Source organism: Pseudomonas sp. NPDC087342, from assembly GCF_044744265.1.
GTDB classification, from domain to species: domain Bacteria; phylum Pseudomonadota; class Gammaproteobacteria; order Pseudomonadales; family Pseudomonadaceae; genus Aquipseudomonas; species Aquipseudomonas nunensis.
Genome location: NZ_JBIUXZ010000001.1, coordinates 988,387 through 1,013,115, shown reverse-complemented (window position 1 = coordinate 1,013,115; position 24,729 = coordinate 988,387). Strand labels below are relative to the sequence as shown.

Below are 24,729 nucleotides of genomic sequence, written 5' to 3'. Positions count from 1 at the left end.
CAACGGGGAGGGCAGGCCAGTCGGTTTTTCTGAACGGTCCGGGTCGGTTTTTCAGAATGGACCGACGCTAGTGTTTATGCTTCTGGCAGCCAGGGGGCCGCGAGTGCCAGCGCGCCGTGACCGCCACGCCGGACGCAGGCCAACACCTGCACCCACGTCAGTTCGGTCAGGCGAACCTGGGAGGCCGGGACCACGCGCACTTCGCCCGACGTACCGCCCGCCGGGCCTGCATCAAGGATAAACACCGAATACCACGCCTGTTGCTGTTCAAGCACCAGGCAAAACAACCAGCCGTCGTCTTCATTGATCAACCCGACCTTCGCGCCCTCGACATTTTCCAGGCCGGCGAGGTGCGCTGTCGCATCCTTGAGCAGGGCATAACCCGGCACTTTGCCGAGCACGTTGTCTTCCAGTGCATTGAACAGTGAGGTGCCCAACCGGGTCTTGGCCAGAATCCCGGCGAAAAAACAGATCAACACCAGCACCACCAATGCCACGAGGGTGAACAGTGTCACCCCGGCGACGCTGTACTCGGCAAACATCGGCAGCAGTTTGTGAATCGGTTCGCGCAGCAGATGCACGCCTTTTTCCAGCAGCAAAAACACCAGCACCAACGGCAGGATAAACAGCAGCCCACCGGCCACGGTGGTTTTGATAAAACGAAACATGGCAGCCCCTTTAAGCGGTCATTCAAACGGCATTCAACGGCGATGGAATCCGCCGCCACCCCCTCCGCCAAACGAGCGATTCATGACCTGGGAGGAGTTGTGATAGTTGTTGAAGCGTTCATTGCCGAAAGAGCGCGCCGCCGATTCGCGGTTCAGATTCTGCAACTGGGTATTGTTCGTCGGATTGACCCGTGTCGCGTTGCCCTTGACCATCGATTGCCAGCCGTCGTCAGTCTTTTTGTAGACGTTGCCGTCATGCCCGGCGTAGACGTTGTCGCCCACCTTGGCGGCGCCACTGTTGCGTCCGCGTATGGCGCCGTACTGAGTGGTTTTGTCAGTGTTAGGGTTGTAGACCGCGCCGCGATTGGCGGTGACCTGGGTGCCGTTGCGCACGTTGCCCGCTGTGACTTTGCCGCCGGCAATCGCTGCGCCGCCAGGCCCGACGATCTCGCCGCTGCGCCCGGCAGCGTAGTTGCCGGTGTAGACGTTGTGCACCGCGCCGCGCTGCCCGGCCGTGGCGATACCGGTGCGCGAGTTGTAGGAAGAACCGACCTGACCGGCCCAGCGGTTGCCGGTCCAGGCGTTGTAGCCCGCGCCGTAACGGCTGACCGAAGCACGATCACCCCATTGGCGATAGATGTTGCCGGTGCTGCCCGCCCAGCCGCCAGGACCCCAAGCCACCGCACCGCCGTGATAACCGTAGGCCGCGCCCCCCCACGGCATCGGCGCCGGGTAAAGGTGCGGACCCCAGGCGTAACCCCAACCGTAATTGCCCCACCAGGGGTAGGCGCCCCAGCCCCAGCCCATGGCCACGGTGCTGCCGCCCCAGCTCCAGCCAAAACCGAAGCCGAAGGTCCAGCCAGTCCACGGGGTATAGCGAATCGCGACGCCAAAACCGTAGGTCACTGGCGGGCCATACCAGACAGTGCCGACCCACGGCGTATATGGGTAACCGGTGCCATAAACCACCACGCCACTGGCCGGGTCCACCGTGGAGCCTTGATACCCCGGCGTATACCCTACGACCACTGTATCGCCGTTGGCCTCATAGACTTTCACGTAGGTGATGTAGTGCATCGGCGAGCTCGGCGGAATCGAGTAAATCACCGCCGGCACCGAAGTCGCGACCGACCACGGGCCCTGGACCGATGTGGCGTTGAACCAGATCCCGTTCTCCACCGCATACCAACTCTTGGCATCGACCATGATGATGGGCGTCGGCGTGTTCACCACGTATTGCAGCGGCGTACCGCTGATGGCCTTGAGTTGCGGTTGACCGTCGAACTGCGGCGCGGTCATTTTCACCTGGCTCTTCTTGATGGCCGAGGTCTGCGGGATCGTCGCAGCAATCGCTGCTTCACGGGCCTGGGGCGTCCCGGCCACCGACGCCTTGACGTTCTCTTTGGCGCTGTCATCCGGGATGTTGGCGAAGTCGGCCGGCAGTTTGTCCGCTGGGGCGAAGGTCCACGGGCCTTTCATGTCCGTCGCTTTGAACCAGCGCCCGGAGATCAGCACATAGCTGTCCTGGTCGCCGATTTCCTTGAAAATGTGCCCGGTGGTGTTGGTCACGTAGAGCAATTGCGTGTTCTGGATCGGCTGCCATTGCGGCGCGCCATCGGTGACGATCAACTCGGTAGGTGCCGTCGCGATATGAATCTGTGGGATGGGTGGCTTGGCCAGTGTAGGAATTTTGTCCTTCGGATCACTCTGGCCGGTCAGCAAATCAACCTGACGACTCTGGATCGCGGCTTTTTTGGCTTTTTCCAGATCGGCGGAGGGCGAGGGAAGCGCTGCGTACGGTCCGTCGAGCTGATTGGCGGCCATCCAGCCGTCGAACACATGCAGGTAATGTTTGCCCTGGGCATCCTTCAGCAGTAACGGACGGGTGTTGATCACCCGTTGCAACGCCGTGCCGTCCACCGGCCGGTAAGCCGGCTCGCCATCGATGTACACCAGCAGCGCCGGGACATCGGAGGTGATGATGGTCGGCGGGGTGTTTTCGATCGGATCGCTGCTGGACTTCTGTTCCGCCGCGAGTACGCCGACGGCGGCTTCGAGCTGGTCCAGGGAAATGGTTTTCTTGCGGTTCGCCGCGTCTTTTTTCAGGGCGGCGACCCAGACGTCGGACTGCGCGGCACTGGACGGGAAATCTGCTTTGATCAGGGTGTATTGATCGAGCGCCACCCAACGCGTGGCTTTATCCACGAGGGTATGGGCGCTGAACTGGACGATGCCATAAGTGGATTTTCCATCGGCCCCGGTGGCTTCGACCGCCGCCCGGGCCTGTAGGGTATAACCGTCCCAACTGTCGAGTTGCGGCTGATAGATCGTCAGTTTGGTATCACCGGCGGTCAGGACTTGCGGCCAGCTCGGGCTCGCTGCCGCCTGAGCCGCAGGGGCTTTCGATGCTTGCGGCTGTGCAGCCTGGGCGCCACTCAATGCCAGCAAACAGAGCATCAGCAAAACGGTAAACGAGCGAAGGCAAGGCATTGTCAGCTCCATCGACAGGGCGGTTTTTTCAGGTAATTCAAGGCCGCGAAAAAAGCATAGCCTCCGGTGTTGGAAACGCTCGGTGGATTTGGCGATTGGATGAAAGTCGGGTACGGCAATGTGTTGCATTGTGTTATTTCAATGTCACCAACCTCAGCGAACCCATCGGGAGAGAGCAATGTTCAAGGGCATTTTGATCGACAAAGACGACAGCGGTTACCGGGCCACACTGCAAGAGATCAATGACGATCAACTGCCTGAAGGCGATGTGACGGTACGCGTGGCGTACAGCACGCTGAATTTCAAGGATGGCCTGGCGATCACCGGCAGCAGCCCGGTGGTGCGAAAATTCCCCATGGTGCCGGGGATCGATCTGGCAGGCAGCGTCGAAGTCAGCGGGCATCCGGACTACAAGGTCGGTGACCTTGTCGTACTTAATGGCTGGGGCGTGGGCGAAGGGCATTGGGGCGGACTGGCGCAGAAAGCGCGGCTCAATGGCGACTGGCTGATTCCACTGCCGAAGGCGTTCACGACGGCGCAGGCCATGGCCATTGGCACCGCCGGTTACACGGCGATGCTCTGCATCCTCGCGCTTGAGCACAACGGTGTCACGCCGGATCAGGGCGAAGTATTGGTGACCGGCGCCAACGGTGGGGTCGGCAGCTTTGCCATCGCACTGTTAAGCAAGCTCGGTTACCGGGTGGTGGCGTCGACCGGACGCACCTCGGAGCACGACTACCTTAAACAGTTGGGCGCCAGCGATATCGTCGACCGCGCCACGCTGTCCGAACCCGGCAAACCGCTGGCCAAGGAACGTTGGGCGGCGGTGATCGATTCGGTCGGCAGTCACACCTTGGCCAACGCCTGCGCCAGCACCAAGGCCAACGGCACGGTCGCAGCGTGTGGTCTGGCGCAAGGCATGGACTTTCCGGCCTCCGTTGCGCCGTTCATTTTGCGCGGTGTGACCCTCGCCGGGATCAACAGCGTGACTCAGCCGAAAGCCAAGCGGGTGCAGGCCTGGAATCGCCTCGCGGAGGATCTGGACTTTGCCTTGCTGCCGCTGATCAGCCACGACATTGGCCTGAGCGAAGCCATCGAAGCCGCACCGCGCTTGCTCGCGGGTCAGTTGCGGGGCAGGGTTGTGGTCGACGTCAATCGCTGAAGGGCGGCGTAGTTGCGGCTCGAAAGGGCCGCGATGGCGGCAACGGCACTTGCTAAGGCTGGTTTTCCCGCTCCAGCAGTTGCCGCTTGCGCTCCACACCCCAGCGATAACCCGACAGGTTACCGTCGCTGCGCACCACTCGGTGACAGGGGATCGCCACGGCCAGGTTGTTCGCGCCACAGGCCTGGGCCACGGCGCGCACCGCTTTCGGCGAACCGATGCGCTGGGCGATGTCGGCGTAACTGGCAGTGGCGCCGGCAGGGATTTCCCGCAGGGCTTGCCAGACTCGTTCCTGAAAAGCTGTGCCGCGCACATCCAGGGGCAAGTCCAGGCCGATGGCGGGCGCCTCGATGAAGCCGACGACTTGGGCGATCAATTGCTCGAATCCGTGATCGGCTCCGATCAGGTTGGCACGGCGAAACTTGTCCTGCAGATCGCACACCAGTTGGTGTGGATCGTCCCCCAACAGAATCGCGCAGATTCCCCGTTCACTTTGCGCCACCAGGATCGCCCCAAGGGAACATTGACCGACCGCAAAGCGGATGTCGTTGTTCTGGCCTTCGGCGCGATAATCTCCGGGTTTCATGCCCAATAACTGATCGGCCGCCTCGTAGAATCGGCTGTTCGAATTGAAACCTGCGTCATACAGCGCGTCAGTCACCGAACCGCCGACACTCAAGCGCTCGCGAACCTTGCGTGAGCGGTGTGCGCTGGCGTAGCCCTTGGGCGTCAGGCCAGTGACGGCTTTAAACACGCGATGGAAGTGGAAGCTGCTGAGGCCCGCCGCGACCGCCAGTTCACTCAACGCCGGCAAGGTTTCGGCGGATTCGATCTGGCGACACGCCGCCGCCACCGTCGCAGCATGCTGGGCGGCCACAGCGCTTTGATCCTTCGCCGCCCGTTTGCTCGGGCGATAACCCGCTGCCTGGGCCTGCTCGGCGGTATCGAAGAATTCGACGTTCTGCGGTTTCGGCAAGCGCGCCAGGCTGCTGGGACGGCAATAGATGCCGGTGGTTTTCACCGCGTAGACAAACTGCCCGTCAGCCTTGGAGTCGCGGGCAACTACAGCCGCCCAGCGTGGGTCGTTCTCGGTCGCAATGTGGGTAGAAGGGGTGGTCATGGCTTCAGGTCCGTTGACGGGTTTCATACAGATTAAGCAGTCGGCGGGAACGCAACACTCCGGGTCTTGCGGTCAAATTCAACCCGCGCTACGAAACGTGAAATTGATCCGCTGTTCGCCGAGTCGCGAGTGCTGGCCGTCCTTGATTGGCAAGACGCCGTGATAACGCAAGCGATCAACACCGCCCCAGACCACGATGTCCCCATGAAACAGCGGCACACGCTGACTCTTGTCGCTGCGTTCGAAGCCGCCAAACAAAAACATCGCCGGTAAGCCGAGGGATACCGAAACGATGGGCGCTGCGTAGGAACCTTCGTCTTTATCCTGATGCAAAGACATCTTGGCCCCAGGGATATAGCGGTTGATCAGGCAGGAATCCGGCACGAAGTCGTCAAATCCTGCGTCCCGTGCCGCCGCTTGTGCCAGCTCGAAAAACACCTCGGGCATCGTCGGCCAGGGTTGCCCGGTTTGCGGATCGTTGCGGGTGTAACGATAGCCGCTGCGGTCCGTGGTCCAGCCCAGTGTGCCGCAACTGCTCAGGGCCACCGACATGGTAAAACCGCCGGGCGTGACCATTTGCCGAAACGGCGCGGCCAGTAGAACGGCTTCCAGCGCCGGTAACAATCGGTCGATCAGGGGCAGGGCAAAGCCCCGGAGCACGTAGGACTGTTCGCCGATCTGTTCGCGGCGGGGCGGCTGTTCGGGCTCGCTGTCTGCGAACAAATCGAGGGTGATCGGGTTCATGGGTTCATGGGTTCATAGCGCATAGTGAAAGATGATTCCAAGGGTATGCCGTTTGCCACTGTGCAGGCGACTGACGCCGTGGCGCATCGTGACTCGGTAATAGCCGCGAACGCCTTTGACCGGTCGCTGGTTGACGGCAAAGATCAGGCCGTCGCCTTTCTTCAGACCGATCACCTGGGGCCGCGACTGCATCCTTGGGCGCTGCTCGGTCAGCACAAATTCGCCGCCAGTGAAGTCTTCGTCCGGTTCTGACAGCAGAATCGCCACTTGCAGTGGGAAAACGTGTTCGCCGTACAAATCCTGATGCAGGCAGTTGTAGTCCTGAGGACCATATTGCAGCAACAACGGTGTCGGGCGCTCCTGACCAGCGGCATGGCAGCGCTCGAGAAACGCTGCGTGGTTGTCGGGGAATCGGGTCGGCAGGTCCATTTGCTCGTACCAGCGATTGGCAATGGGCACCAGTCGCGGGTAGAGCGCGCCGCGCAACCGGGCCACCGTGTCCGGCAACGGGTACTTGAAATACTTGTACTCCCCGCGCCCGAAGCCGTGGCGGGCCATCATCACTTGTGAGCGGAAGGGCTCGGGCCGGGGGTACAACGCGCTGACCTGGTCACAGGTTTCGTGGCTCACCAACGAACGGATAATGGCGCAACCGTCCTGATCGAGTTGTTGTTCCAGCAACGCCCAATCCAGCTTGCTCATTGTTGCGTCTCACGATCCAGCAACTGCCGTTTGCGCTCCAGGCCCCAACGATAACCGCCGAGGCTGCCGTCCTGGCGCAGCACCCGATGACACGGCACGATCACGGCAATCGGGTTGGCGCCGCAGGCATTGGCCACTGCACGAAAAGCCTTGGGCTGGTCAAGACGTTGCGCAATGTCGCGATAGCTGGCGGTCTGACCGACAGGAATTTGTTGCAGGGCGTTCCAGACTTGCCGCTGAAAGTCGCTGCCCGCCAGATCCAGCGGCACATCGAATGCCTGGTGTGGATCGTCGAGGTGGCGCACGGTCTGCTGCAACTGAGGCATCAAGCCTTCATCGCGTTGGAGAACGCCGCTAAAGCGTCGCGCCAGATCGCGCTCAAGAGTGGCCAGATCATCGCCGAGCAGCAACGCACAAAGCCCTTTGTCACTGAAGGCCAGCAACAATACGCCCAGCGAGCAAGTGCCGCTGATGTAGCGAATCGAGGAAGTAGACATGTTCTGACTCCTTAACCAAAGGTTGAGGTGGCCAGTCTAGGGAGCGCCGATCGAGCGAACACTCCGGCGCTTGCGGTCGAATTCGAGCGGGGCGGGGAGCCGACGTCCGTGTTATCGCTCCCGATCGTGTTACAGCGCTTTGCTGACGCTGATCTCGCTGATCACGTCTTCGCCCTGGCCATGAATGGCGTCAAGCGCAGCTTTGGCTTCTTCTTCAGAGCCGTTTACAAGCTGGGCAAATTCGAAGCGGCGCTCGCCGTTGAGTTTGTATTTGATGACGTACTTGGTCGTTTGGGCCACGGTGATGTCTGCCTTTTTGCGTGTGTGGACGTTGATCAGCTCAGTTTTGTGCTGGAACGGCGAACGATCTTGATCGAGTGGGTCAAGGTCGGCTTGCGCGTCACGCTGATGGCTTTGCGGCTATTGACCATGTCAATGGTGATGTTCCAGAAACCGGTGCTTGGCGCGGTGATGCGCGCAGGGAAAGTGTCGAATGCGCCGCCGTGGTAAGTGTGACGGCCGCCATTTTTGAAGCTGCGGAAGTTGGCGTCGTTCATCAAGCGGATGTTGCACATTTGGGAGCACTGGATGACGACGATGTCGTCTTCATTGAGGTGCTCGCGCTGGTGGATAAATTTCATGAGGCGCCTCCAGAAGGGCTTTTTCTACAAAATCAAAACGATAGCAGGGCAATTGGCACAGTTTATCAGCCCGAACGGGTTATTATCCGGCTGTCAGCGTCGTGTTTGACAATTAAAAACAGTTATTCGGAATTCTATGAGCGATAAATGCAACGAGCCTCGGAGAAAAACAGTCATTACGCTGTCGGAGGGTCTTTATCGGAGGTTTTGTATGAAATGGGGTGTCCTGGTCTTGCCACTGGCTTTGGCGGTGAGTGGTTGTGCAAACGTCGCAGAAATCAACGAAACACTGCCGACCATGATCGTGATCTCAGGTAAAAAACCCCAGGAATATGCACAGTGCCTGGTCGAGAAACTGGCTCCCAGCCGTGGCGCCTTGCAACTTGAGCCGCACAAGGACGGCATGCGTGTGATCGTTCCGGGCAAGTTTTCCTCGGGGCCGGCCGCCGTATTCGATATCGAAGACCGCTCCGGCGGCAGCGGTATCAAATTGCATGAGCGCATGTCGAACGTGCCGGTACGTCCCAAAGATATTCAGCGTGCCGCCACCGCGTGCATTTCCGGCTGATAGAATCGACAGCCCGCCTGATGCCGCCAAAGCAACACTATTGGCGGCATTGTCATTTCTGGAGCCGCGCATGAAGCGAGAGCAAGTACGGGAACGCCATGCAGAGGGCCATATCTCTGCCACCCACGTGATTCAGAACCCGGCAAATTCGGGGGAATGGATCGTGTTTTTCAAGAAGAGTGCCGGGCGCAGTTATTTCCTGGTGGATGATAACGACGAAGTCGAATCCTTCAGTCGCCTGGACGATCTGATCGAGACCGTGCGCGGCCTCGGGATCAAGTTTGCCGAAATCCACATGTAGGGCAGGGCGCCCTACTTGCAGACCACCACTACGCTGCGGTTCTTGAAGTTGCCCACATCGACACCCAGGGTTTTGTCGCTCTCCTTGGTCGAAGGGGTTCCGTCTGTTCCTACGATCCGGTAGCCGGTGCCGGCACACGAGTCATCGGCTTTTTCATAGCAGGTGGCCCAGGAATTGGCTTCCCCGGAGCAGTCGATGGTCAGGCCTTGCTCGCCATTGTTCAGATAGGTCTTTTCGGATGTGGCGCAGCCAGTGAGCGCCAGTACTGCAATCAGTGCTAGAAGTTTGTTCATGTCGTTGTCGTCGTCAGATGATGGGGCTAAGCCTGTGACAGCAGCGGTGTCAAAAGGTTATAGCGATTGGCCACTTTGTTGCGAACAAGCGTAAAAAAGCCCTGCACAGGGGCAGGGCTGCTCGAATCAGGTGCGTTTCAGGACTTGTCCTTGCCGCGCCGCTTGGGGCCTGCGGGTTGATCTTGCAACACCGATGCCACCTCGATCGCCAACGCTTCGGTCGGGAAAGGTCCGGCGATATTTTCGCCAGCAACGCTGTCTACCCACCATTGGCCGTCCTTCGCCTGGTTGATCAGGTACCCGTTGACGCTTTTTGCTACCGACATCTATCTGCCTCGTTGGCTGGTTCAATCGCGCCATGATAACGCCAAATGCCCTCAACGTGGGCTGATGGGCGTATGGTGATGTGATTGTCGGTCAGTGCAAAGCCGATGGTCTGTGCTATCTATAAAAGCTTACGGGAACTATCCGCCAGAATATTTCTCTATGATGGCATCGGTTAGCCAGCGCGGGGCATTGTAAGGTGCACGCCGCCTGATTAGACTGCGCCGAAACTCGTACACACAGCCCTTTCAAGGACTTATATGATCAAGAAATGCTTGTTCCCAGCAGCCGGTTACGGTACTCGCTTCCTGCCAGCGACTAAAGCCATGCCCAAAGAAATGCTGCCGGTGGTAAACAAGCCACTGATCCAGTACGGCGTCGAAGAAGCACTGGACGCTGGGTTGACTGAAATCTCCATCGTGACCGGTCGCGGCAAACGCGCCCTGGAAGACCACTTCGACATCAGCTACGAGCTGGAAAACCAGATCAAGGGCACCGACAAGGAAAAATACCTGGTCGGCATCCGTAAACTGCTCGACGAGTGCTCGTTCTCCTACACTCGCCAGACCGAAATGAAAGGCCTGGGCCACGCGATCCTGACCGGCCGTCCACTGATCGGCGACGAACCTTTCGCCGTGGTACTGGCGGACGACTTGTGCGTCAACCTCGACGGTGACGGCGTCCTGACCCAGATGGTCAAGCTGTACAAACAGTACCGCTGCTCGATCATCGCGATTCAGGAAGTCGATCCGCTGGAAACCAACAAGTACGGCGTGATCGCCGGTGACTTGATCGGTGACGACCTGTACCGCGTGCGCAACATGGTTGAGAAACCGGCTCCGGAAGATGCACCGTCGAACCTGGCGATCATCGGTCGTTACATCCTGACCCCGGACATCTTCGACCTGATCAAGCAAACCGAGCCAGGCAAGGGCGGCGAAATCCAGATCACCGACGCCTTGATGAAGCAGGCGCAAAACGGCTGCGTGATTGCCTACAAGTTCAAAGGCAAGCGCTTTGACTGCGGTGGCGCTGAAGGCTACATCGAAGCGACCAACTTCTGCTTCGAGAACTTCTACAAGACCGGCAAGGCTTACTGATAGCGCTTGAGCCACTTGTATTGAGAAAACCACCTTCGGGTGGTTTTTTCGTTTTCCGGCCCCATATTGTTCGCAGCGCTTGCCCAATAGACGTCTGCGGGTATGCTGATGGCCTGCCGAGGAGATAGAAATGGCCTACGATTTTGACCTTTATGTGATTGGCGCCGGTTCCGGCGGTGTGCGGGCTGCGCGATTCGCGGCCGGTTTCGGCGCGAAAGTGGCGGTGGCCGAAAGCCGCTACCTGGGCGGTACTTGCGTGAACGTCGGCTGCGTGCCGAAAAAACTGCTGGTCTACGGTGCGCACTTCGCTGAAGACTTCGAACAGTCTTCCGGTTTCGGCTGGAGCCTGGGCGAGGCGAAGTTCGATTGGGCGACGCTGATCGCCAACAAGGACCGCGAGATCAATCGCCTCAATGGCATTTATCGCAACTTGCTGGTCAACAGCGGCGTGACCTTGCACGAAGGCCACGCCAAGATCGTCGACCCGAATACGGTCGAGATCAATGGCGAGCGCTACAGCGCCAAGAATATTCTGATTGCTACAGGCGGCTGGCCGCAGATCCCGGAGATTCCGGGGCACGAACACGCGATCAGCTCCAACCAGGCGTTCTTCCTCAAAGAATTGCCGAAGCGCGTTCTGGTGGTCGGCGGTGGTTACATCGCGGTGGAATTCGCAGGGATCTTCCACGGTCTGGGTGCACAAACCACGCTGCTGTATCGCGGCGACCTGTTCCTGCGCGGCTTTGACGGCGCGGTGCGCAAACACCTGCAGGAAGAGCTGACCAAGCGCGGTATGGACCTGCAGTTCAATGCGGACATCGAGCGTATCGAGAAGCTGGCCGACGGCAGCCTGAAAGCGACCCTCAAGGATGGCCGCGAGCTGGAAGCCGACTGCGTGTTCTATGCCACGGGGCGACGTCCGATGCTGGACAACCTTGGGCTGGAAAACACGGGCGTCAAACTCGACAAGAAAGGTTTCGTCGAAGTCGATGAGCAATATCAAACCGCCGAGCCGTCGATCCTGGCGCTGGGCGATGTGATTGGTCGTGTGCAACTGACCCCGGTTGCCCTGGCAGAAGGCATGGCGGTTGCGCGACGCTTGTTCAAGCCTGAGCAGTATCGTCCGGTGGACTACAAGATGATCCCGACGGCGGTGTTCAGCTTGCCGAACATCGGCACCGTCGGCCTGACCGAAGAAGAAGCCCGGGAAGCCGGGCACGACGTGGTGATCTACGAAAGCCGTTTCCGGCCAATGAAGCTGACCCTGACCGAGTGTCAGGAGCGCACGCTGATGAAACTGGTGGTGGACGCCAAGACCGACAAGGTGTTGGGCTGCCACATGGTCGGTCCCGATGCTGGGGAAATCGTCCAAGGCTTGGCGATTGCCCTGAAGGCCGGCGCCACCAAGCGCGACTTCGACGAAACCATCGGCGTGCACCCGACGGCCGCCGAAGAGTTCGTCACCATGCGCACACCGGTCGCGGGTTAATCGTCTTTAGCTGTGTCTGGCGCGGTCGCAACGACTGCCGCCAGGCGCACGCTTTCGTCCAGGCTGGCCTGGGTCTTCGCCAATTCGATTTCCAATGACTGATTGATCTGCGACTGCTCGTCGACGTTCTGTTTGAGCGCCTGACTTTCCAGCAGGGCGATGCGCAAGCGTTCCTGGAGGAGGGTGCGTTCGCTGTCGACGCGGTTGGCTTGTTCCAGCAGTTGATCCTGCCGAGTATTGGCTTGTTTGAGTTGCTCTTGTAGCAGGCTCAACTCCCGCAGGGTTCCACGGTTCTCGGTCAGCAAGCGCTCGTTGTCGCGATGCAATTGGGTGATCTCATCCCGGCGGACGAGGGCGCTTTGCTGGGCCTGGCGCAATTCCATCTGAATCTGTTGCACCTGGCCTTCGTGGCGGCGCTGATCCTGTTCGCGCTGCTCCTTGACGGCATTGCGATAGTGTTCGAGCGCATCTCGGGCATGCAGGTGTTTCTCTTCGAGGGAGCGGATCTGCTCGTCCTTGTCTTTCAAGCGCAATTCAAAATCTGCCAGCGCCTGGTTCAGCCCGGCGTTGCGGGTTTGCTCGGTCTGCAGCATCGAGCGGGTTTCCAGCAGCGCGTCGGATTCCTGGGTCAGGGCCAGGCTTTGAATTTCATATTGCTGATGCAGTTCGCTGTTGGCCTCGCGGGCTTCATCCAGCTGCGTCTCCAGCTCCTTGCGCTGACGATCGAACTGCTCACGGGCCTGATCGATCGGTTCTTGCGCCTGTTCCTTCAAGCGTTGCGCCAGGCGCGATACCAGTCCGGCCAGCTCATCATCGATGGGTTCGGAAGTCGCTTCAGTACGCTCCGGGCCGCCATCCAATTCCTTCAAATAGCGATGAATCGTGGTTTTCGAGCCGGTATTGCCCATCTCGATTCGTACCGCATCAATGCTGGGGTTTTCGCCGCGGGCGAGGATCGCCAATCGTGCTGCTTGAACCACTGCTTTATTTACACCGCCACGAGCCATGAGTCTTCCTACGATTTCGTAATGTGGTACGTACCACTGTTGTACACATTGTACCATCGAACAGAAAAAGTTAAATACTCTAGAATACTGGTGCGGGATATACTGGTATTACCCCGTGTGATGAGCTGTAGACGCGGTTTTAACCCGCCACAGCGGTACGTTTTCGAGAGTTGAGCCCATGACCGATCTGGATCGCTACCTTCAAGCCGCCACCCGCGACAACACCCGTCGCAGCTACCGGGCGGCTATAGAGCACTTCGAAGTCAGTTGGGGCGGGTTCCTGCCGGCGACCAGCGATAGCGTCGCGCGTTATCTGGTCGCGCATGCAGGCGTGCTATCGGTGAATACGCTGAAGCTGCGCCTGTCGGCATTGGCGCAATGGCACAACAGCCAGGGCTTTGCCGATCCGACCAAGGCGCCAGTGGTGCGTCAGGTGTTCAAAGGGATTCGCGCGCTGCACCCGGCGCAGGAGAAGCAAGCCGAGCCGTTGCAGCTTCAACATCTTGAGCAAGTGGTGGCGTGGCTGGAGCAGGAAGCGCAAACCGCCCGAAACGAAGGTGATCAGCCAGGATTGTTGCGGGCGAGGCGCGACATGGCGCTGATCCTGCTGGGCTTCTGGCGCGGCTTTCGCAGCGATGAGCTGTGCCGATTACAGATCGAACATGTGAAAGCCGTCGCCCAGTCGGGCATCACGCTCTATCTGCCGCGCAGCAAGAGCGATCGTGAAAACCTCGGCAAGACCTATCAGACGCCAGCGTTGCAGCGGTTGTGTCCGGTGCAGGCCTACATCGCCTGGATCACCGAAGCTGCATTGGTTCGCGGTCTGGTGTTTCGTGGCATCGACCGTTGGGGCCACCTGAGCGAGGAGGGCTTGCACGCCAACAGCGTGATTCCACTGTTGCGCCAGGCACTGGAGCGCGCCGGCATTTCGGCCGAGCACTACACCAGTCACTCCTTGCGTCGCGGTTTTGCAACATGGGCCCATCAGAGTGGTTGGGATTTGAAGTCGTTGATGAGTTACGTGGGCTGGAAGGATATGAAATCCGCCATGCGCTACGTTGAAGCCAGCCCGTTTCTCGGGATGACGCCCCTCGCGGAAAAGGCGATTGGCGCTGCTAAGTAAGTTTTCTTCTATTAATACGTTCCGCTAATAGCGAAAACCAATGAGCAGCATGAGCTTTGCCAATGAGCCATCCGGCCATCGAGTGGGTAGGATTCACTCCATCAACTTCTCAACCCAACTTTTCAACCCTGACGGAGAGTCACCGATGCCTATCATCAACAGCCAAGTAAAACCGTTCAAAGCTACCGCTTACAAAAATGGCGACTTCGTACAAGTGTCGGACGCAGACCTGAAAGGCAAATGGTCTGTCGTGTTCTTCTACCCAGCTGACTTCACTTTCGTTTGCCCAACCGAACTGGAAGACCTGGCTGACAACTACGCCGCGTTCCAGAAACTGGGCGTCGAAATCTACAGCGTTTCCACTGACACTCACTTTGCTCACGCTGCCTGGCACAACACTTCGCCAGCCATCGGCAAAATCGAATACACCATGATCGGCGACCCAACCCACGCCATCTCCCGCAACTTCGACGTACTGATCGAAGAAGTTGGCCTGGCTGACCGTGGCACCTTCGTGATCAACCCGGAAGGCCAGATCAAAATCGTTGAGCTGAATGACGGCGGTGTTGGTCGTGACGCTTCCGAACTGCTGCGCAAAATCAAGGCTGCCCAGTACGTTGCTGCTCACCCGGGCGAAGTTTGCCCAGCCAAGTGGAAAGAAGGCGAGGCCACTCTGGCTCCGTCCCTGGACCTGGTCGGCAAGATCTAAGTCTGTGACGCAAGCATCACCAGGGCGGGTTTCCGCACCTAAGTAAGCTGCAACCGCCCAATAAAAACGCCCGGGCGAGATTCGCTCGGGCGTTTTTTTTCGCCTCAAATAAAGTAAAGGAAATCGCCCGTATGTTGGACGCCAATCTTAAAGCCCAGTTGAAATCGTACCTGGAACGGGTCACCCAACCGATCGAGATCGTTGCCTCCCTCGACGACGGTGCGAAATCCCAGGAAATGCTCGAACTGTTGAAAGACGTTGCCAGTCTTTCCACGCAAATTACGTTGCTCGACAACGGTGATGACGCTCGCAAGCCATCGTTCTCGATCAATCGCCCGGGTGCCGACATCAGCCTGCGTTTCGCCGGCATCCCCATGGGCCACGAATTCACTTCGTTGGTGCTGGCCTTGCTGCAAGTTGGCGGTCACCCTTCGAAAGCCAGTGTCGAAGTGATTGAACAGATCCGCTCGCTCAAAGGCGAGTTCAGCTTCGAGACTTACTTCTCGCTGTCCTGCCAGAACTGCCCGGACGTGGTCCAGGCGCTGAACCTGATGGCCGTGCTTAACCCGAACATCCGCCACGTCGCCATCGACGGCGCGCTGTTCCAGGCCGAAGTCGACAAGCGCCAGATCATGGCGGTGCCAAGCGTTTACCTGAACGGTGAAATCTTCGGCCAGGGCCGCATGGGCGTGGAGGAAATCCTCGCCAAGATCGACACCAGCGGTGCCGAGCGCCAAGCCGAGAAGATCAGCGCCAAAGAAGCGTTTGATGTATTGATCGTCGGCGGTGGCCCGGCCGGTGCTTCGGCCGCCATCTACGCTGCCCGTAAAGGCATTCGTACCGGTGTGGCCGCTGAGCGTTTCGGTGGGCAGGTGCTCGACACCATGGCCATCGAAAACTTCATCTCGGTACAGGAAACCGAAGGGCCGAAGCTGGCCAGCGCCCTTGAAGAGCACGTCAAGCAGTACGACGTCGACATCATGAACCTGCAACGGGCCACCGCGCTGATCCCGGCAAAAAATGCCGGCGAGTTGCACGAAGTGCGCTTCGAAAGCGGTGCCAGCCTGAAAACCAAGGCACTGATCCTTGCCACCGGCGCCCGTTGGCGCGAAATGGGTGTGCCGGGCGAGCAGCAATATAAAGCCAAGGGTGTGTGCTTCTGCCCGCACTGCGATGGTCCGTTGTTCAAGGGTAAGCGCGTAGCGGTAATCGGTGGCGGTAACTCCGGCGTCGAAGCAGCCATCGACCTGGCCGGTATCGTCAGCCACGTCACGCTGCTGGAATTCGACAGCAAGCTGCGCGCCGATGCGGTCCTGCAACGCAAGTTGTACAGCCTGCCGAACGTCAACGTCATCACCAGCGCGCTGACCAGCGAAGTGAAGGGTGACGGGCAGAAAGTAACCGGTCTGGTCTACAAGGATCGCGATTCGGGTGAGTTCACCACGGTCGAGCTGGAAGGGATCTTCGTGCAGATTGGCTTGTTGCCGAACACCGACTGGCTCAAAGGCACCGTCGAGTTGTCGCCGCGTGGCGAGATCATCGTCGATGCGCGTGGCGAGACTTCGCTGCCGGGTGTGTTCGCTGCCGGTGACGTGACTACCGTGCCGTACAAGCAGATTGTGATTGCAGTGGGCGAGGGTGCCAAGGCTTCCCTGAGCGCATTCGACCACTTGATCCGCACCTCGGCTCCGGCGTAAACGCCAGCGCTGAAAACACAAAACCCCATGAGTGATCATGGGGTTTTTTTGTGCCTGCAGACTCCCACAGGGGATTGTGCTGAGTTTACATCGGTGCTGGCTGGATGATTTCGACCCAGTAAGCATCCGGGTCTTTGATAAACGCCAGGCTCTTCATGCGGCCATCGTTCAGGCGCTTCTGGAAATCGCAGCCCAAGGCTTCGAAACGCTCGCACGCTGCGCGGATGTCCGGCACCGAAATGCAAATATGACCGAAGCCACGCGGGTCGGTGTTGCCGTTGTGGTAGGCGAACTCCGGATCGTTTTCGGTGCCGTGGTTGTGGGTCAGTTCCAGAATGCCGGGGATCGACTTCATCCACTCGGTACGTGCTGCTGCATCGGCCGGGATCTGGTTTTTATCGACCAGCGCCAGGAAGTACAGGCTGAACTCGGCTTCCGGAAAGTCGCGCTTTTCAACCAGCGAGAAACCGAGGATGCGCGTGTAGAAATCCAGGGACTTGGTAATGTCCTTGACCCGCAGCATGGTGTGGTTGAAGACGAACTTCTGGGTCGCGGTGTCCGGTGCGGCAGTGACGCCGGGGAAGGTGTTCAATTCGTGCAGGCTCATGGGCCCTCCGGAAAATAAGTGGGGCTGGCGAATGGTCGCAATGATACGCAAGCGTCCCGACATCGCCAAACCAAAACGCCCGGCTATTGCCTGACGGCCGGGTGAGGCTCAGACTTTGTGGTTCAATCTGTGAGTGCCTCTCGTAATGATCCGACCGTTTGCATCGCTATTCGTTTTCATGGGTTTGTTTGCGCTGGCCTCGACGGTGCAGGCAGACACCCCAAGCATCACCTGGCCAAGTGGCTGGGAAGTGGAAGTCGTCGCGCCAAATCAAGCCGCGCCACAAGTGTCCAGGCAGCGCGCGGTGAAAAACGACGCCGATGGCAATCAGGTGCTGGTAATGGAGCTGACCATGACCCCGGTGGAAAGCGGTCACCAGGTGAACTTGCAGGGCGTGTTGCTGGAGATGCGCAAGTCGGTGCAGAAAGACTTTTTCCAGGGTGGCTATCAGAGTGTCTGCAACAAGATTCACCCGGCCACATTGAGTCAACTGTCAGCGCTTGAAACCACGTGCACAATCACCCAGAACGGCCGGCACGTGCTTTCTCAAACATTGGTCGCTGCCGTACAGGCAGACACGGCCTATGTTCTTTCCTACGCCGGGCAGGCTGAGGTTTATAAGGCAAGTCAGGATGAAATAGCGGCGGCCCGTAACAGCTTGAAACTTTAGATGAAGAATTTAAGGCGGTGATTTTTCAAGGCCCGGGTCTTTAGATGCCCAAAGGGATTAAGCACAAAGTACACGGCAAGTATTGAATGCGCCTGGGGTCTGGCACCTCCGTACAAGGTATTTCCAACTTGATCGACGACTATCGTTGCATTTGTTAGATAACCGGCATGAAAAAGCCCTGCATTAGCAGGGCTTTTTTTGTTGCCGCGAAGGGTTAACCGCGCAACCAGGAATCGACGGTGGCTGCACCGTACTGTTCCTTCCAGGCTTTCAGGCCACGGTGATTGCCACCCTTGGTTTCAATCAGTTCACCGGTGTGCGGGTTGTGATAGACCTTGACCACGCGGGCGCGACGGGTTTTAGGCGCGGCGGCCTGTTGCAGGCCCGATTTAGCCGGGTTCGGATCGAGAATGGCGATGATGTCGCGCAGGCTTTTGCCGTAGGTTTTCATCAGCCCCTGGAGCTTTTCTTCGAATTCGATTTCTTTCTTGAGCCCGGCATCGTTCTTCAAGGATTCCAGCTGCTTGAGCTGTTCTTGAAGGGCCTTTTCAGCTGCACGAAATTCAGCGAGTCTGGACAATATCTTTACTCCAATAGTGTGTTTGGCTGATACCAACCGCAAACAAAGCTATAAGCCAAGAGCCTTGAAGCGACTCGGTGATAATGGCTCACCTGCCAATCTTGCACAGGGTAAGAAAAATTGTAGTAGTTAATTGCTCAAGAGTAAATCATGTCTTTTTCTTCATGTAACAACAGCAGTCTTTTGATTCAATTTGGTGCGGGTTTCGTTATCTGCAGCGTCGGTTAATGAAGACTTAATGCATTAATGAAGTCCGCGCCGGGCATCGGCCTGCCGAACAGGTAGCCTTGCAGGAAGTTCACGTGATGGGCAGTCAGGTAATCGCTTTGTGCCTCGGTTTCTACACCTTCAGCAACAATTCCCAAGTCCAGCTTGGCCGAGAGTTCGATGATGCTGTCCAGAATGTGCCGGGACAGGGCGTCGGCACCGATCATGGCGACAAAACTCTGATCGATTTTCAGGAAGTCCACGTTGAATTGGCGCAAGTAACCCAGGCTTGAATGGCCGGTGCCGAAGTCATCGATGGCGATCATCACGCCCAACTCGTGAAGTTGCTCGAACAATTGGAGAGTGATGGCTGTGGGCTCGATCAGTTCGCGTTCGGTCAGCTCCAGCACCAGGCTTATGCTGCCGGGCGCGAAGGCGCTGAGAAACTCGCGGCAATCCTCCACCAGTTCCAGGTCCTGGCAGTGGCTGGCGGTGATGTTGATACCAATATGAAACGGTCCGTCAAACGAGGCCGATACCGGCGCCAGCAACGCGGCAGTCTGCTGCATCAATGAGCGGGTCATCGGCACGATCAGCCCCGAGTGTTCGGCAAACGGGATAAACAAGTCCGGGCGCACCAGGCCTTCCTTGGGATGATTCCAGCGCATCAACACCTCGGCGCCGCTCCACTTTTTAGTGTCGCCATGCACCACGGGCTGGAAATACGGAATGAACTCGCCAGCCTCCAGCGCCCGTTGAAGCTCAACACTGGGCGATGAGGCGCGTTTTTGCAGAATGTGGCCAATTAAACCCGACACCACGCCAAAAAAGATCAGCAGGCTGAACAGCGGCGGATATTCGCGGCTCATGTAGCGCCAGGTTTCGCCCTCGGGAAAACCAGCGGCCACGGTAAACGCGTACTGCTCGGAAACCCGTGTGCTTTGCGCCACCGGCAAGACAGGCAGGGCGCTGTCATGCACCTTGCCGTCGGCGGATAACCAGTTGTTACCCACCTGCAGTAACAACGAAGTCTGGCGGCCGATCAGTCGCAATACGTTGCTCAAGTGATAACCGTCGAGGGTGGTCAGCGCGCCATTTTGGCCATCGCTGAGGCGATACACCAGCAACGCGGTATTGGGCGTCACCGGGTTGCCATTCATCAACCACAACTGGCCTTGCGTGTAGTCACCGGGGTTCACCTTCTCCTGATAGTCGCCAAACAACGAGCTGCAATAGAGGTTGTCGTTCCACACCAGATTGGTCGAGCGCACAAAGGGGCGGCGGGTCACCTGTTCGCGCAGCGCCAGTTTCGCGTCTTCGCAACGGTCGCCGGCCAGGGGGAGCAACACTCGCGCCGCTTCGGCAGTGTTGTCGAGCATCAGGTTGAATTGACGCAAGGCTTCCTCGGCGGTTTGTTCGGTGCTTTGTTTCAGTACGCGCCCGGCTTGCATATAAAGGATGGCGACGCCCAACAGAACCGGGAGCACCCCGCTTAATACAGTCACAGCAATTCGGGTGCTGCGCTTACGGCGGGATTTGACGGTCAGAGGCATTTGCGAAACCAGGAAGAATTCAGTTATGGCCATGATAGATGGCCGTTTATGCTTGTGCTGCTCAGCGGTAGGTGAGGTTTGAGGCCAGTTCGATAAAGGCCAGCGTCGCTGGGGATGACTGACGCTGATCCAGCACGGCTAGCCCGACCTGACGTTTGACCGGCGGCGACAGAGGTCTTTTCACATAACGACGGTCATTGTCGTGCGGCAGTGAGCTTTCGGCGACGACGGTCAGGGCTGCGCCACGTCCCACGGTGTCGAGAGTGCTGAGCAGTTGCGAGCAGCGATAGCGAATGTTCGGCGTCAGCCTGGCGGCGTTGAACAGCCGGGAAACCAACTCCGAAGAGCCGGCCTCGGTCAGCACGAACGGGTCATGACACAAGTCCTGCAGACTCAAGCTTTCATGCGCGCTCAGCGGATGATCGGCGGGCAATAACGCAACCATCTGATCCTCGACCAGCGCAAACGTGTCGAAGCGCTCCTCGGGCAACACGACGAAACCGACATCGATGCGTCGCTCTTCCAGCCATTGAATCACCTGGCGATCCGGGCCCTCGTCGATATGCACTTCGATGCCAGGATGGGCCGCGCGAAATGGCTCCAGGATCATCGGCAGCAACTTGATCGATGAGGTCGGGCCGAAAGAACCGATGCGCAGCGTGCCGCGTTTCATTCCACGGGCATCGGCGGCTTCCTGGCGCAAGGTATTGGCCAGCCCGAGCATCGCCCGGGCGCGCAATAGTAACTGCTGTCCGATATCGCTGAGTTCGACCTGCGACTGATGACGGCGCAGCAGCTCGACGCCGAGCTCCTGTTCCAGCGCCTTCAGCGCATGGGAAACCGCCGACTGCGAAATGCCCAGGCGATTGGCCGCAGCCGTGAAGCCGCGCAGTTCGGCGACCAGGGAGAAAATCTCCAGTTGGGTCAGGGTCATGAGTGTTTACTCATTTTACGATGATCAGACATTAGCCCGATGATACGTCATCCGTTTCTACTGGTGACATATGAATAGCTATGAACAAAGCCTGACAAAACCGTCGGACCTACCGGTTTACTTGAAACTGGCAGCGGTGACGATGATCTGGGGCGGGACGTTCGTGGCTGGGCGATTCCTGGCTGACAGCCTGAGCCCGTTGTTTGCCGCGAGCCTGCGGTTTCTGTTCGCCAGCGTGGCACTACTGCTGTTTTTGTTGCTGGCCCGCGTGCCGCTGGTGCACCCAAGCTTGCGGCAATGGGCGCAATTGGCGCTGCTGGGGTTCTTCGGAATTTTCTTCTACAACCTGTGCTTCTTTTATGGGCTGCATTACATCAATGCGTCCCGGGCGTCGTTGATTGTGGCGTTGAACCCGGCAGTGATCGGGCTGGCGTCGTGGTTGCTGTTCAAGGAACGCTTGAGCCGGGCGAAAGTGGCGGGGATCGCGATTTGCATCGCCGGGGCAGGGATGGTGATCGTCAGCCGCAACCCGCAATTGCTGGCGGCCAACGCCGATGCGTGGATCGGTGATCTGTTGATTTTCGGCTGTGTGCTGAGCTGGGGTGTTTACTCGCTGTTTTCCAAAGAACTGAATCAGACACTTGGGCCGGTGCAAACGGTGACGTACTCGATTCTGTTGGGCACCGCGATGCTCTGGATAACCAGCGCATTGCGCGGCGAGTTGAGTGTCGATGTGCTGATCAGCCTAGGCCCGCAACAATGGCTGAGCCTGATGTACCTCGGCGTGCTCGGCTCGGCGCTGGCCTACATCGGTTATTACGACGGCATCCGCAAAATCGGCGCGACCCGTTCCGGCGTGTTCATTGCCCTGAATCCGCTGACCGCCGTGATCCTCGGCGCGTTGCTGTTGGGCGAGCAGCTGACGCTGGCCATGTGCCTGGGTGGCGGGTTGATTCTGGCGGGGATTTACCTGTGCAACAAACCCCTTGCGCCGGCCACGAAAAAGGGGATTTGATACAGAAGGCGGACAAACCGTTTTACGCTGTGTAGAATCGGTTTACGCATACAATAATAAACGACTTCTGACACCAGAAGCCTCGCCCGCAAGAGCCTTGGGTCGACAATGAAGAGTTTTGGGTTTCAATTGATCTACGGTGACTTCCTCGCCCGCAGCGTTCGGGGCATCTCCTGTGCGCCACCCGCCAGTCTCAGCATTGCTAGCAACTAACGATCCGTTAATTTCAAATGCAGATGATGAGGCGCCAACCATGGCAGATTTATACGAAAACCCAATGGGCCTGATGGGCTTTGAATTCATTGAGTTCGCATCGCCGACCCCGAACACCCTGGAGCCGATCTTCGAGATCATGGGCTTCACCAAGGTCGCGACCCACCGCTCCAAAGACGTGCACCTGTATCGCCAGGGTCAGATCAACCTGATCCTCAACAACGAACCCAACAGCGTCGCTTCGTACTTCGCGGCCGAACACGGCCCGTCGGTGTGCGGCATGGCATTCCGGGTCAAGGATTCGCAAAAGGCCTACAAGCGTGCCCTCGAACTCGGCGCCCAGCCGATCCATATCGAAACCGGTCCGATGGAGCTTCACCTCCCGGCGATCAAAGGCATCGGCGGCGCGCCGCTGTACCTGATCGACCGTTTCGGTGAAGGCAGTTCGATCTACGACATCGACTTCGTGTTCATCGAAGGCGTTGACCGCAATCCGGAAGGGGCGGGCCTGAAGATCATCGATCACCTGACCCACAACGTGTATCGCGGGCGCATGGCCTACTGGGCCAACTTCTACGAGAAGCTGTTCAACTTCCGCGAAATCCGTTACTTCGACATCAAGGGCGAATACACCGGCCTGACCTCCAAGGCCATGACCGCGCCGGATGGCATGATCCGCATCCCGTTGAACGAAGAATCGTCCAAGGGCGCCGGGCAGATCGAAGAGTTCCTGATGCAGTTCAACGGCGAAGGCATCCAGCACGTTGCGTTCCTCAGCGACAACCTGATCGACACCTGGGATCGCCTGAAGAAAACCGGCATGCGCTTCATGACCGCGCCACCGGAAACCTATTACGAAATGCTCGAAGGCCGTTTGCCGAACCACGGCGAGCCGGTGGATCAACTGCAAATGCGCGGGATTCTGCTGGACGGTTCGTCCGAGTCGGGCGACAAGCGTCTGCTGCTGCAGATCTTCTCGGAAACCCTGATGGGGCCGGTGTTCTTCGAGTTCATCCAGCGCAAAGGCGATGATGGTTTCGGTGAAGGCAACTTCAAGGCGTTGTTCGAATCGATCGAGCGGGACCAGGTGCGTCGCGGTGTGCTCGCAACTGAGTAAGCCGTTTCAGCTGTAAAAAAGCCCGGTCAGCAGCAATGCTGGCCGGGCTTTTCTTTGACTGACACATTCTTCTTTTGGCTGACTCATTCTTCTGTAGGAGCGAGGCTTGCCCGCGAAGCTTTTGGCGCCTTCAAGTACGCCTTCGTGGGCAAGCCTCGCTCCTACATTTACATAGGGCGGCGACGTTGGCGGACGAGGTGCTTGAACCCTTCAAACACCAGCACCACCACCGCCAGCCAGATCGGTATATACGTCAGCCATTCCCCAGCCTTGATGCTTTCACCCAGCAGCAACGCCACGCCCAGCAACAGCACCGGTTCGACATAACTCAACAGCCCGAACAGGCTGAACGGCAACAAGCGGCTGGCGATGATGTAGACCACCAATGCCGAAGCACTGATCAACCCGAGCACCGGGATCAGCAGCGACAGCCACGGGTATTGGTCGAACACGCCGAAGCCTTGGGCGCCGCCCCAGACGAACCAGAACGCCACCGGCAGCATCAGGATCATGTCCAGCCACAGGCCGCCGAGGTTGTCGGTCTTCAGCCATTTGCGCAGCACGAAGTACAGGGGATAGCCGACGACGACCAGCAAGGTCGCCCAGGAAAAACCGCCAACCTGATACAACTCGTTGAGCACGCCGAGGGTGGCGAAAAACACCGCGACTTTTTGCAGGTAGGACAAGCGCTCGCCATAAGCGATACGGCCGGTCAGCACCATCGACAGCGGCAACAGGAAATAACCCAGCGACACGTCGAGGCTGTAGCCGTTGAGCGGCGCCCACATGAACAGCCAGAGTTGCAGGCCCAGCAACGTCGCCGACACGATCAGGGCCGCCAATAACTTCGGCTTGCCGCCCAGGCGCTTGAGGATCTCGACCGCGCGCCGCCATTCGCCGGACACCGCCATGAACACCGTCATGCAGGGCACGGTCAGCAGCATCCGCCAGCCGAAGATCTCTACGCCGCTCAGGGGAGTGAGCAACGAAGTGTAGTAATACATGACGGCAAACAGCACCGAGGCTGTGACCGATAAAGCGATACCTTTAGACAAACTGTCCTCGCGAGGTTGAACGTGAAACGGGGGCGCAGAGGATACGTGGTTTTAGCTTAGAACATTGTCCGATTGATCAAGAACAACGCAAAACCTGTAGGAGCAAAGCTTGCTCGCGAAGGCGGACTGCCAGGCAGCATGGA

The 24,729-nt window shown here is 58.5% G+C and carries 27 protein-coding genes; 11 read left to right on the top strand and 16 right to left on the bottom strand.

All coding sequences use genetic code 11. The features are described 5' to 3' along the window. Positions 1-74: 74 nt before the first annotated feature. Together ACIOYV_RS04595 and ACIOYV_RS04590 are read right to left on the bottom strand one after the other, a co-directional pair. The gene (locus tag ACIOYV_RS04595; RefSeq protein WP_290023787.1) at positions 75-668 is read right to left on the bottom strand and encodes a hypothetical protein; all 594 of its coding nucleotides are present in this window, start codon (positions 666-668) and stop codon (positions 75-77) included. Between the two features lie 33 nt (positions 669-701). Further along, positions 702-3,158 (bottom strand): autotransporter, encoded by a 2,457-nt coding sequence (locus ACIOYV_RS04590; protein WP_401321226.1) that lies wholly within the window; start codon positions 3,156-3,158, stop codon positions 702-704. 178 nt (positions 3,159-3,336) lie between these two features. On the opposite strand from ACIOYV_RS04590, the gene ACIOYV_RS04585 reads away from it, so the two are divergent. Continuing rightward, the gene (locus tag ACIOYV_RS04585; protein ID WP_401321225.1) at positions 3,337-4,320 is read left to right on the top strand and encodes an MDR family oxidoreductase; all 984 of its coding nucleotides are present in this window, start codon (positions 3,337-3,339) and stop codon (positions 4,318-4,320) included. A gap of 52 nt (positions 4,321-4,372) precedes the next feature. On the opposite strand, the gene ada is transcribed toward ACIOYV_RS04585, so the two are convergent. The 6 genes from ada to ACIOYV_RS04555 all read right to left on the bottom strand — a co-directional run bounded on the left by ada (position 4,373) and on the right by ACIOYV_RS04555 (position 8,024). Further along, a complete protein-coding gene (ada, locus tag ACIOYV_RS04580; protein WP_401321223.1) occupies positions 4,373-5,440 on the bottom strand; it encodes a bifunctional DNA-binding transcriptional regulator/O6-methylguanine-DNA methyltransferase Ada in 1,068 nt (355 codons plus the stop codon). A gap of 78 nt (positions 5,441-5,518) precedes the next feature. Beyond that, the gene (alkB, locus tag ACIOYV_RS04575; protein WP_401321221.1) at positions 5,519-6,184 is read right to left on the bottom strand and encodes a DNA oxidative demethylase AlkB; all 666 of its coding nucleotides are present in this window, start codon (positions 6,182-6,184) and stop codon (positions 5,519-5,521) included. Between the two features lie 12 nt (positions 6,185-6,196). Beyond that, a complete protein-coding gene (locus tag ACIOYV_RS04570) occupies positions 6,197-6,886 on the bottom strand; it encodes a 2OG-Fe(II) oxygenase (RefSeq protein WP_401321218.1) in 690 nt (229 codons plus the stop codon). Next, entirely contained in the window at positions 6,883-7,383 is a 501-nt protein-coding gene (locus ACIOYV_RS04565) for a methylated-DNA--[protein]-cysteine S-methyltransferase (protein ID WP_401321216.1), read from the bottom strand. The genes ACIOYV_RS04570 and ACIOYV_RS04565 overlap by 4 nt, the downstream gene beginning before the upstream one ends. Before the next feature lie 129 nt (positions 7,384-7,512). Continuing rightward, the gene (locus ACIOYV_RS04560; protein WP_204280823.1) at positions 7,513-7,683 is read right to left on the bottom strand and encodes a hypothetical protein; all 171 of its coding nucleotides are present in this window, start codon (positions 7,681-7,683) and stop codon (positions 7,513-7,515) included. Positions 7,684-7,718: 35 nt separating this feature from the next. Beyond that, complete coding sequence (locus tag ACIOYV_RS04555) at positions 7,719-8,024, bottom strand: DUF1883 domain-containing protein (protein ID WP_054050556.1); 306 nt, start codon at positions 8,022-8,024, stop codon at positions 7,719-7,721. A gap of 211 nt (positions 8,025-8,235) precedes the next feature. On the opposite strand from ACIOYV_RS04555, the gene ACIOYV_RS04550 reads away from it, so the two are divergent. Beyond that, positions 8,236-8,592 carry a hypothetical protein gene (locus ACIOYV_RS04550; protein WP_054614585.1) on the top strand — a complete coding sequence of 119 codons (357 nt, stop codon included), beginning with the start codon at positions 8,236-8,238 and terminating at the stop codon, positions 8,590-8,592. A 70-nt stretch (positions 8,593-8,662) separates the two neighbouring features. Beyond that, a complete protein-coding gene (locus ACIOYV_RS04545) occupies positions 8,663-8,893 on the top strand; it encodes a hypothetical protein (protein WP_054050560.1) in 231 nt (76 codons plus the stop codon). A gap of 11 nt (positions 8,894-8,904) precedes the next feature. Here ACIOYV_RS04545 and ACIOYV_RS04540 read toward each other — a convergent pair whose 3' ends face one another. Both ACIOYV_RS04540 and ACIOYV_RS04535 read right to left on the bottom strand, forming a co-directional pair. Continuing rightward, on the bottom strand, positions 8,905-9,186 hold the full coding sequence (locus ACIOYV_RS04540) for a hypothetical protein (RefSeq protein WP_054050561.1): 282 nt from the start codon (positions 9,184-9,186) through the stop codon (positions 8,905-8,907). A 137-nt stretch (positions 9,187-9,323) separates the two neighbouring features. Further along, complete coding sequence (locus ACIOYV_RS04535) at positions 9,324-9,512, bottom strand: hypothetical protein (protein WP_054050563.1); 189 nt, start codon at positions 9,510-9,512, stop codon at positions 9,324-9,326. 258 nt (positions 9,513-9,770) lie between these two features. On the opposite strand from ACIOYV_RS04535, the gene galU reads away from it, so the two are divergent. Together galU and gorA are read left to right on the top strand one after the other, a co-directional pair. Continuing rightward, a complete protein-coding gene (galU, locus tag ACIOYV_RS04530) occupies positions 9,771-10,610 on the top strand; it encodes a UTP--glucose-1-phosphate uridylyltransferase GalU (RefSeq protein WP_054050566.1) in 840 nt (279 codons plus the stop codon). 130 nt (positions 10,611-10,740) lie between these two features. After that, complete coding sequence (gorA, locus tag ACIOYV_RS04525; RefSeq protein ID WP_163910278.1) at positions 10,741-12,099, top strand: glutathione-disulfide reductase; 1,359 nt, start codon at positions 10,741-10,743, stop codon at positions 12,097-12,099. On the opposite strand, the gene ACIOYV_RS04520 is transcribed toward gorA, so the two are convergent. Continuing rightward, the gene (locus ACIOYV_RS04520; RefSeq protein ID WP_401321210.1) at positions 12,096-13,106 is read right to left on the bottom strand and encodes a DNA-binding protein; all 1,011 of its coding nucleotides are present in this window, start codon (positions 13,104-13,106) and stop codon (positions 12,096-12,098) included. The two genes, gorA and ACIOYV_RS04520, sit on opposite strands and share 4 nt — an antisense overlap. A 178-nt stretch (positions 13,107-13,284) precedes the next feature. Here ACIOYV_RS04520 and ACIOYV_RS04515 point away from each other — a divergent pair, with 178 nt between their 5' ends. The 3 genes from ACIOYV_RS04515 to ahpF all read left to right on the top strand — a co-directional run bounded on the left by ACIOYV_RS04515 (position 13,285) and on the right by ahpF (position 16,635). Next, positions 13,285-14,229 carry a site-specific integrase gene (locus tag ACIOYV_RS04515; RefSeq protein WP_401321208.1) on the top strand — a complete coding sequence of 315 codons (945 nt, stop codon included), beginning with the start codon at positions 13,285-13,287 and terminating at the stop codon, positions 14,227-14,229. A gap of 145 nt (positions 14,230-14,374) precedes the next feature. Next, entirely contained in the window at positions 14,375-14,938 is a 564-nt protein-coding gene (gene ahpC, locus ACIOYV_RS04510) for an alkyl hydroperoxide reductase subunit C (protein ID WP_054050573.1), read from the top strand. Positions 14,939-15,069: 131 nt separating this feature from the next. Next, a complete protein-coding gene (gene ahpF, locus ACIOYV_RS04505) occupies positions 15,070-16,635 on the top strand; it encodes an alkyl hydroperoxide reductase subunit F (protein WP_401321205.1) in 1,566 nt (521 codons plus the stop codon). 85 nt (positions 16,636-16,720) lie between these two features. On the opposite strand, the gene gloA is transcribed toward ahpF, so the two are convergent. Then, entirely contained in the window at positions 16,721-17,242 is a 522-nt protein-coding gene (gene gloA, locus ACIOYV_RS04500; RefSeq protein ID WP_054050577.1) for a lactoylglutathione lyase, read from the bottom strand. A 145-nt stretch (positions 17,243-17,387) separates the two neighbouring features. On the opposite strand from gloA, the gene ACIOYV_RS04495 reads away from it, so the two are divergent. Next, positions 17,388-17,912, top strand: coding sequence for a DUF4946 domain-containing protein (locus ACIOYV_RS04495; protein WP_163910274.1), 525 nt, complete (start codon positions 17,388-17,390; stop codon positions 17,910-17,912). A gap of 214 nt (positions 17,913-18,126) precedes the next feature. Here ACIOYV_RS04495 and ACIOYV_RS04490 read toward each other — a convergent pair whose 3' ends face one another. The 3 genes from ACIOYV_RS04490 to ACIOYV_RS04480 form a co-directional block, all read right to left on the bottom strand. Then, the gene (locus ACIOYV_RS04490; protein ID WP_123408041.1) at positions 18,127-18,492 is read right to left on the bottom strand and encodes a histone-like nucleoid-structuring protein, MvaT/MvaU family; all 366 of its coding nucleotides are present in this window, start codon (positions 18,490-18,492) and stop codon (positions 18,127-18,129) included. 224 nt (positions 18,493-18,716) lie between these two features. Then, positions 18,717-20,252: an EAL domain-containing protein gene (locus ACIOYV_RS04485; RefSeq protein WP_401322607.1), complete on the bottom strand. Its 1,536-nt coding sequence runs from the start codon at positions 20,250-20,252 to the stop codon at positions 18,717-18,719. A 61-nt stretch (positions 20,253-20,313) separates the two neighbouring features. Continuing rightward, positions 20,314-21,186 carry a LysR family transcriptional regulator gene (locus tag ACIOYV_RS04480; RefSeq protein WP_401321200.1) on the bottom strand — a complete coding sequence of 291 codons (873 nt, stop codon included), beginning with the start codon at positions 21,184-21,186 and terminating at the stop codon, positions 20,314-20,316. Between the two features lie 70 nt (positions 21,187-21,256). Between ACIOYV_RS04480 and ACIOYV_RS04475 the strand changes: the two genes are divergently transcribed. Together ACIOYV_RS04475 and hppD are read left to right on the top strand one after the other, a co-directional pair. Next, complete coding sequence (locus ACIOYV_RS04475; protein WP_401321197.1) at positions 21,257-22,201, top strand: DMT family transporter; 945 nt, start codon at positions 21,257-21,259, stop codon at positions 22,199-22,201. A 253-nt stretch (positions 22,202-22,454) separates the two neighbouring features. Beyond that, a complete protein-coding gene (hppD, locus tag ACIOYV_RS04470; RefSeq protein WP_401321194.1) occupies positions 22,455-23,531 on the top strand; it encodes a 4-hydroxyphenylpyruvate dioxygenase in 1,077 nt (358 codons plus the stop codon). 167 nt (positions 23,532-23,698) lie between these two features. Here hppD and rarD read toward each other — a convergent pair whose 3' ends face one another. Further along, entirely contained in the window at positions 23,699-24,586 is an 888-nt protein-coding gene (gene rarD, locus ACIOYV_RS04465) for an EamA family transporter RarD (protein ID WP_054050589.1), read from the bottom strand. Positions 24,587-24,729: the final 143 nt, after the last annotated feature.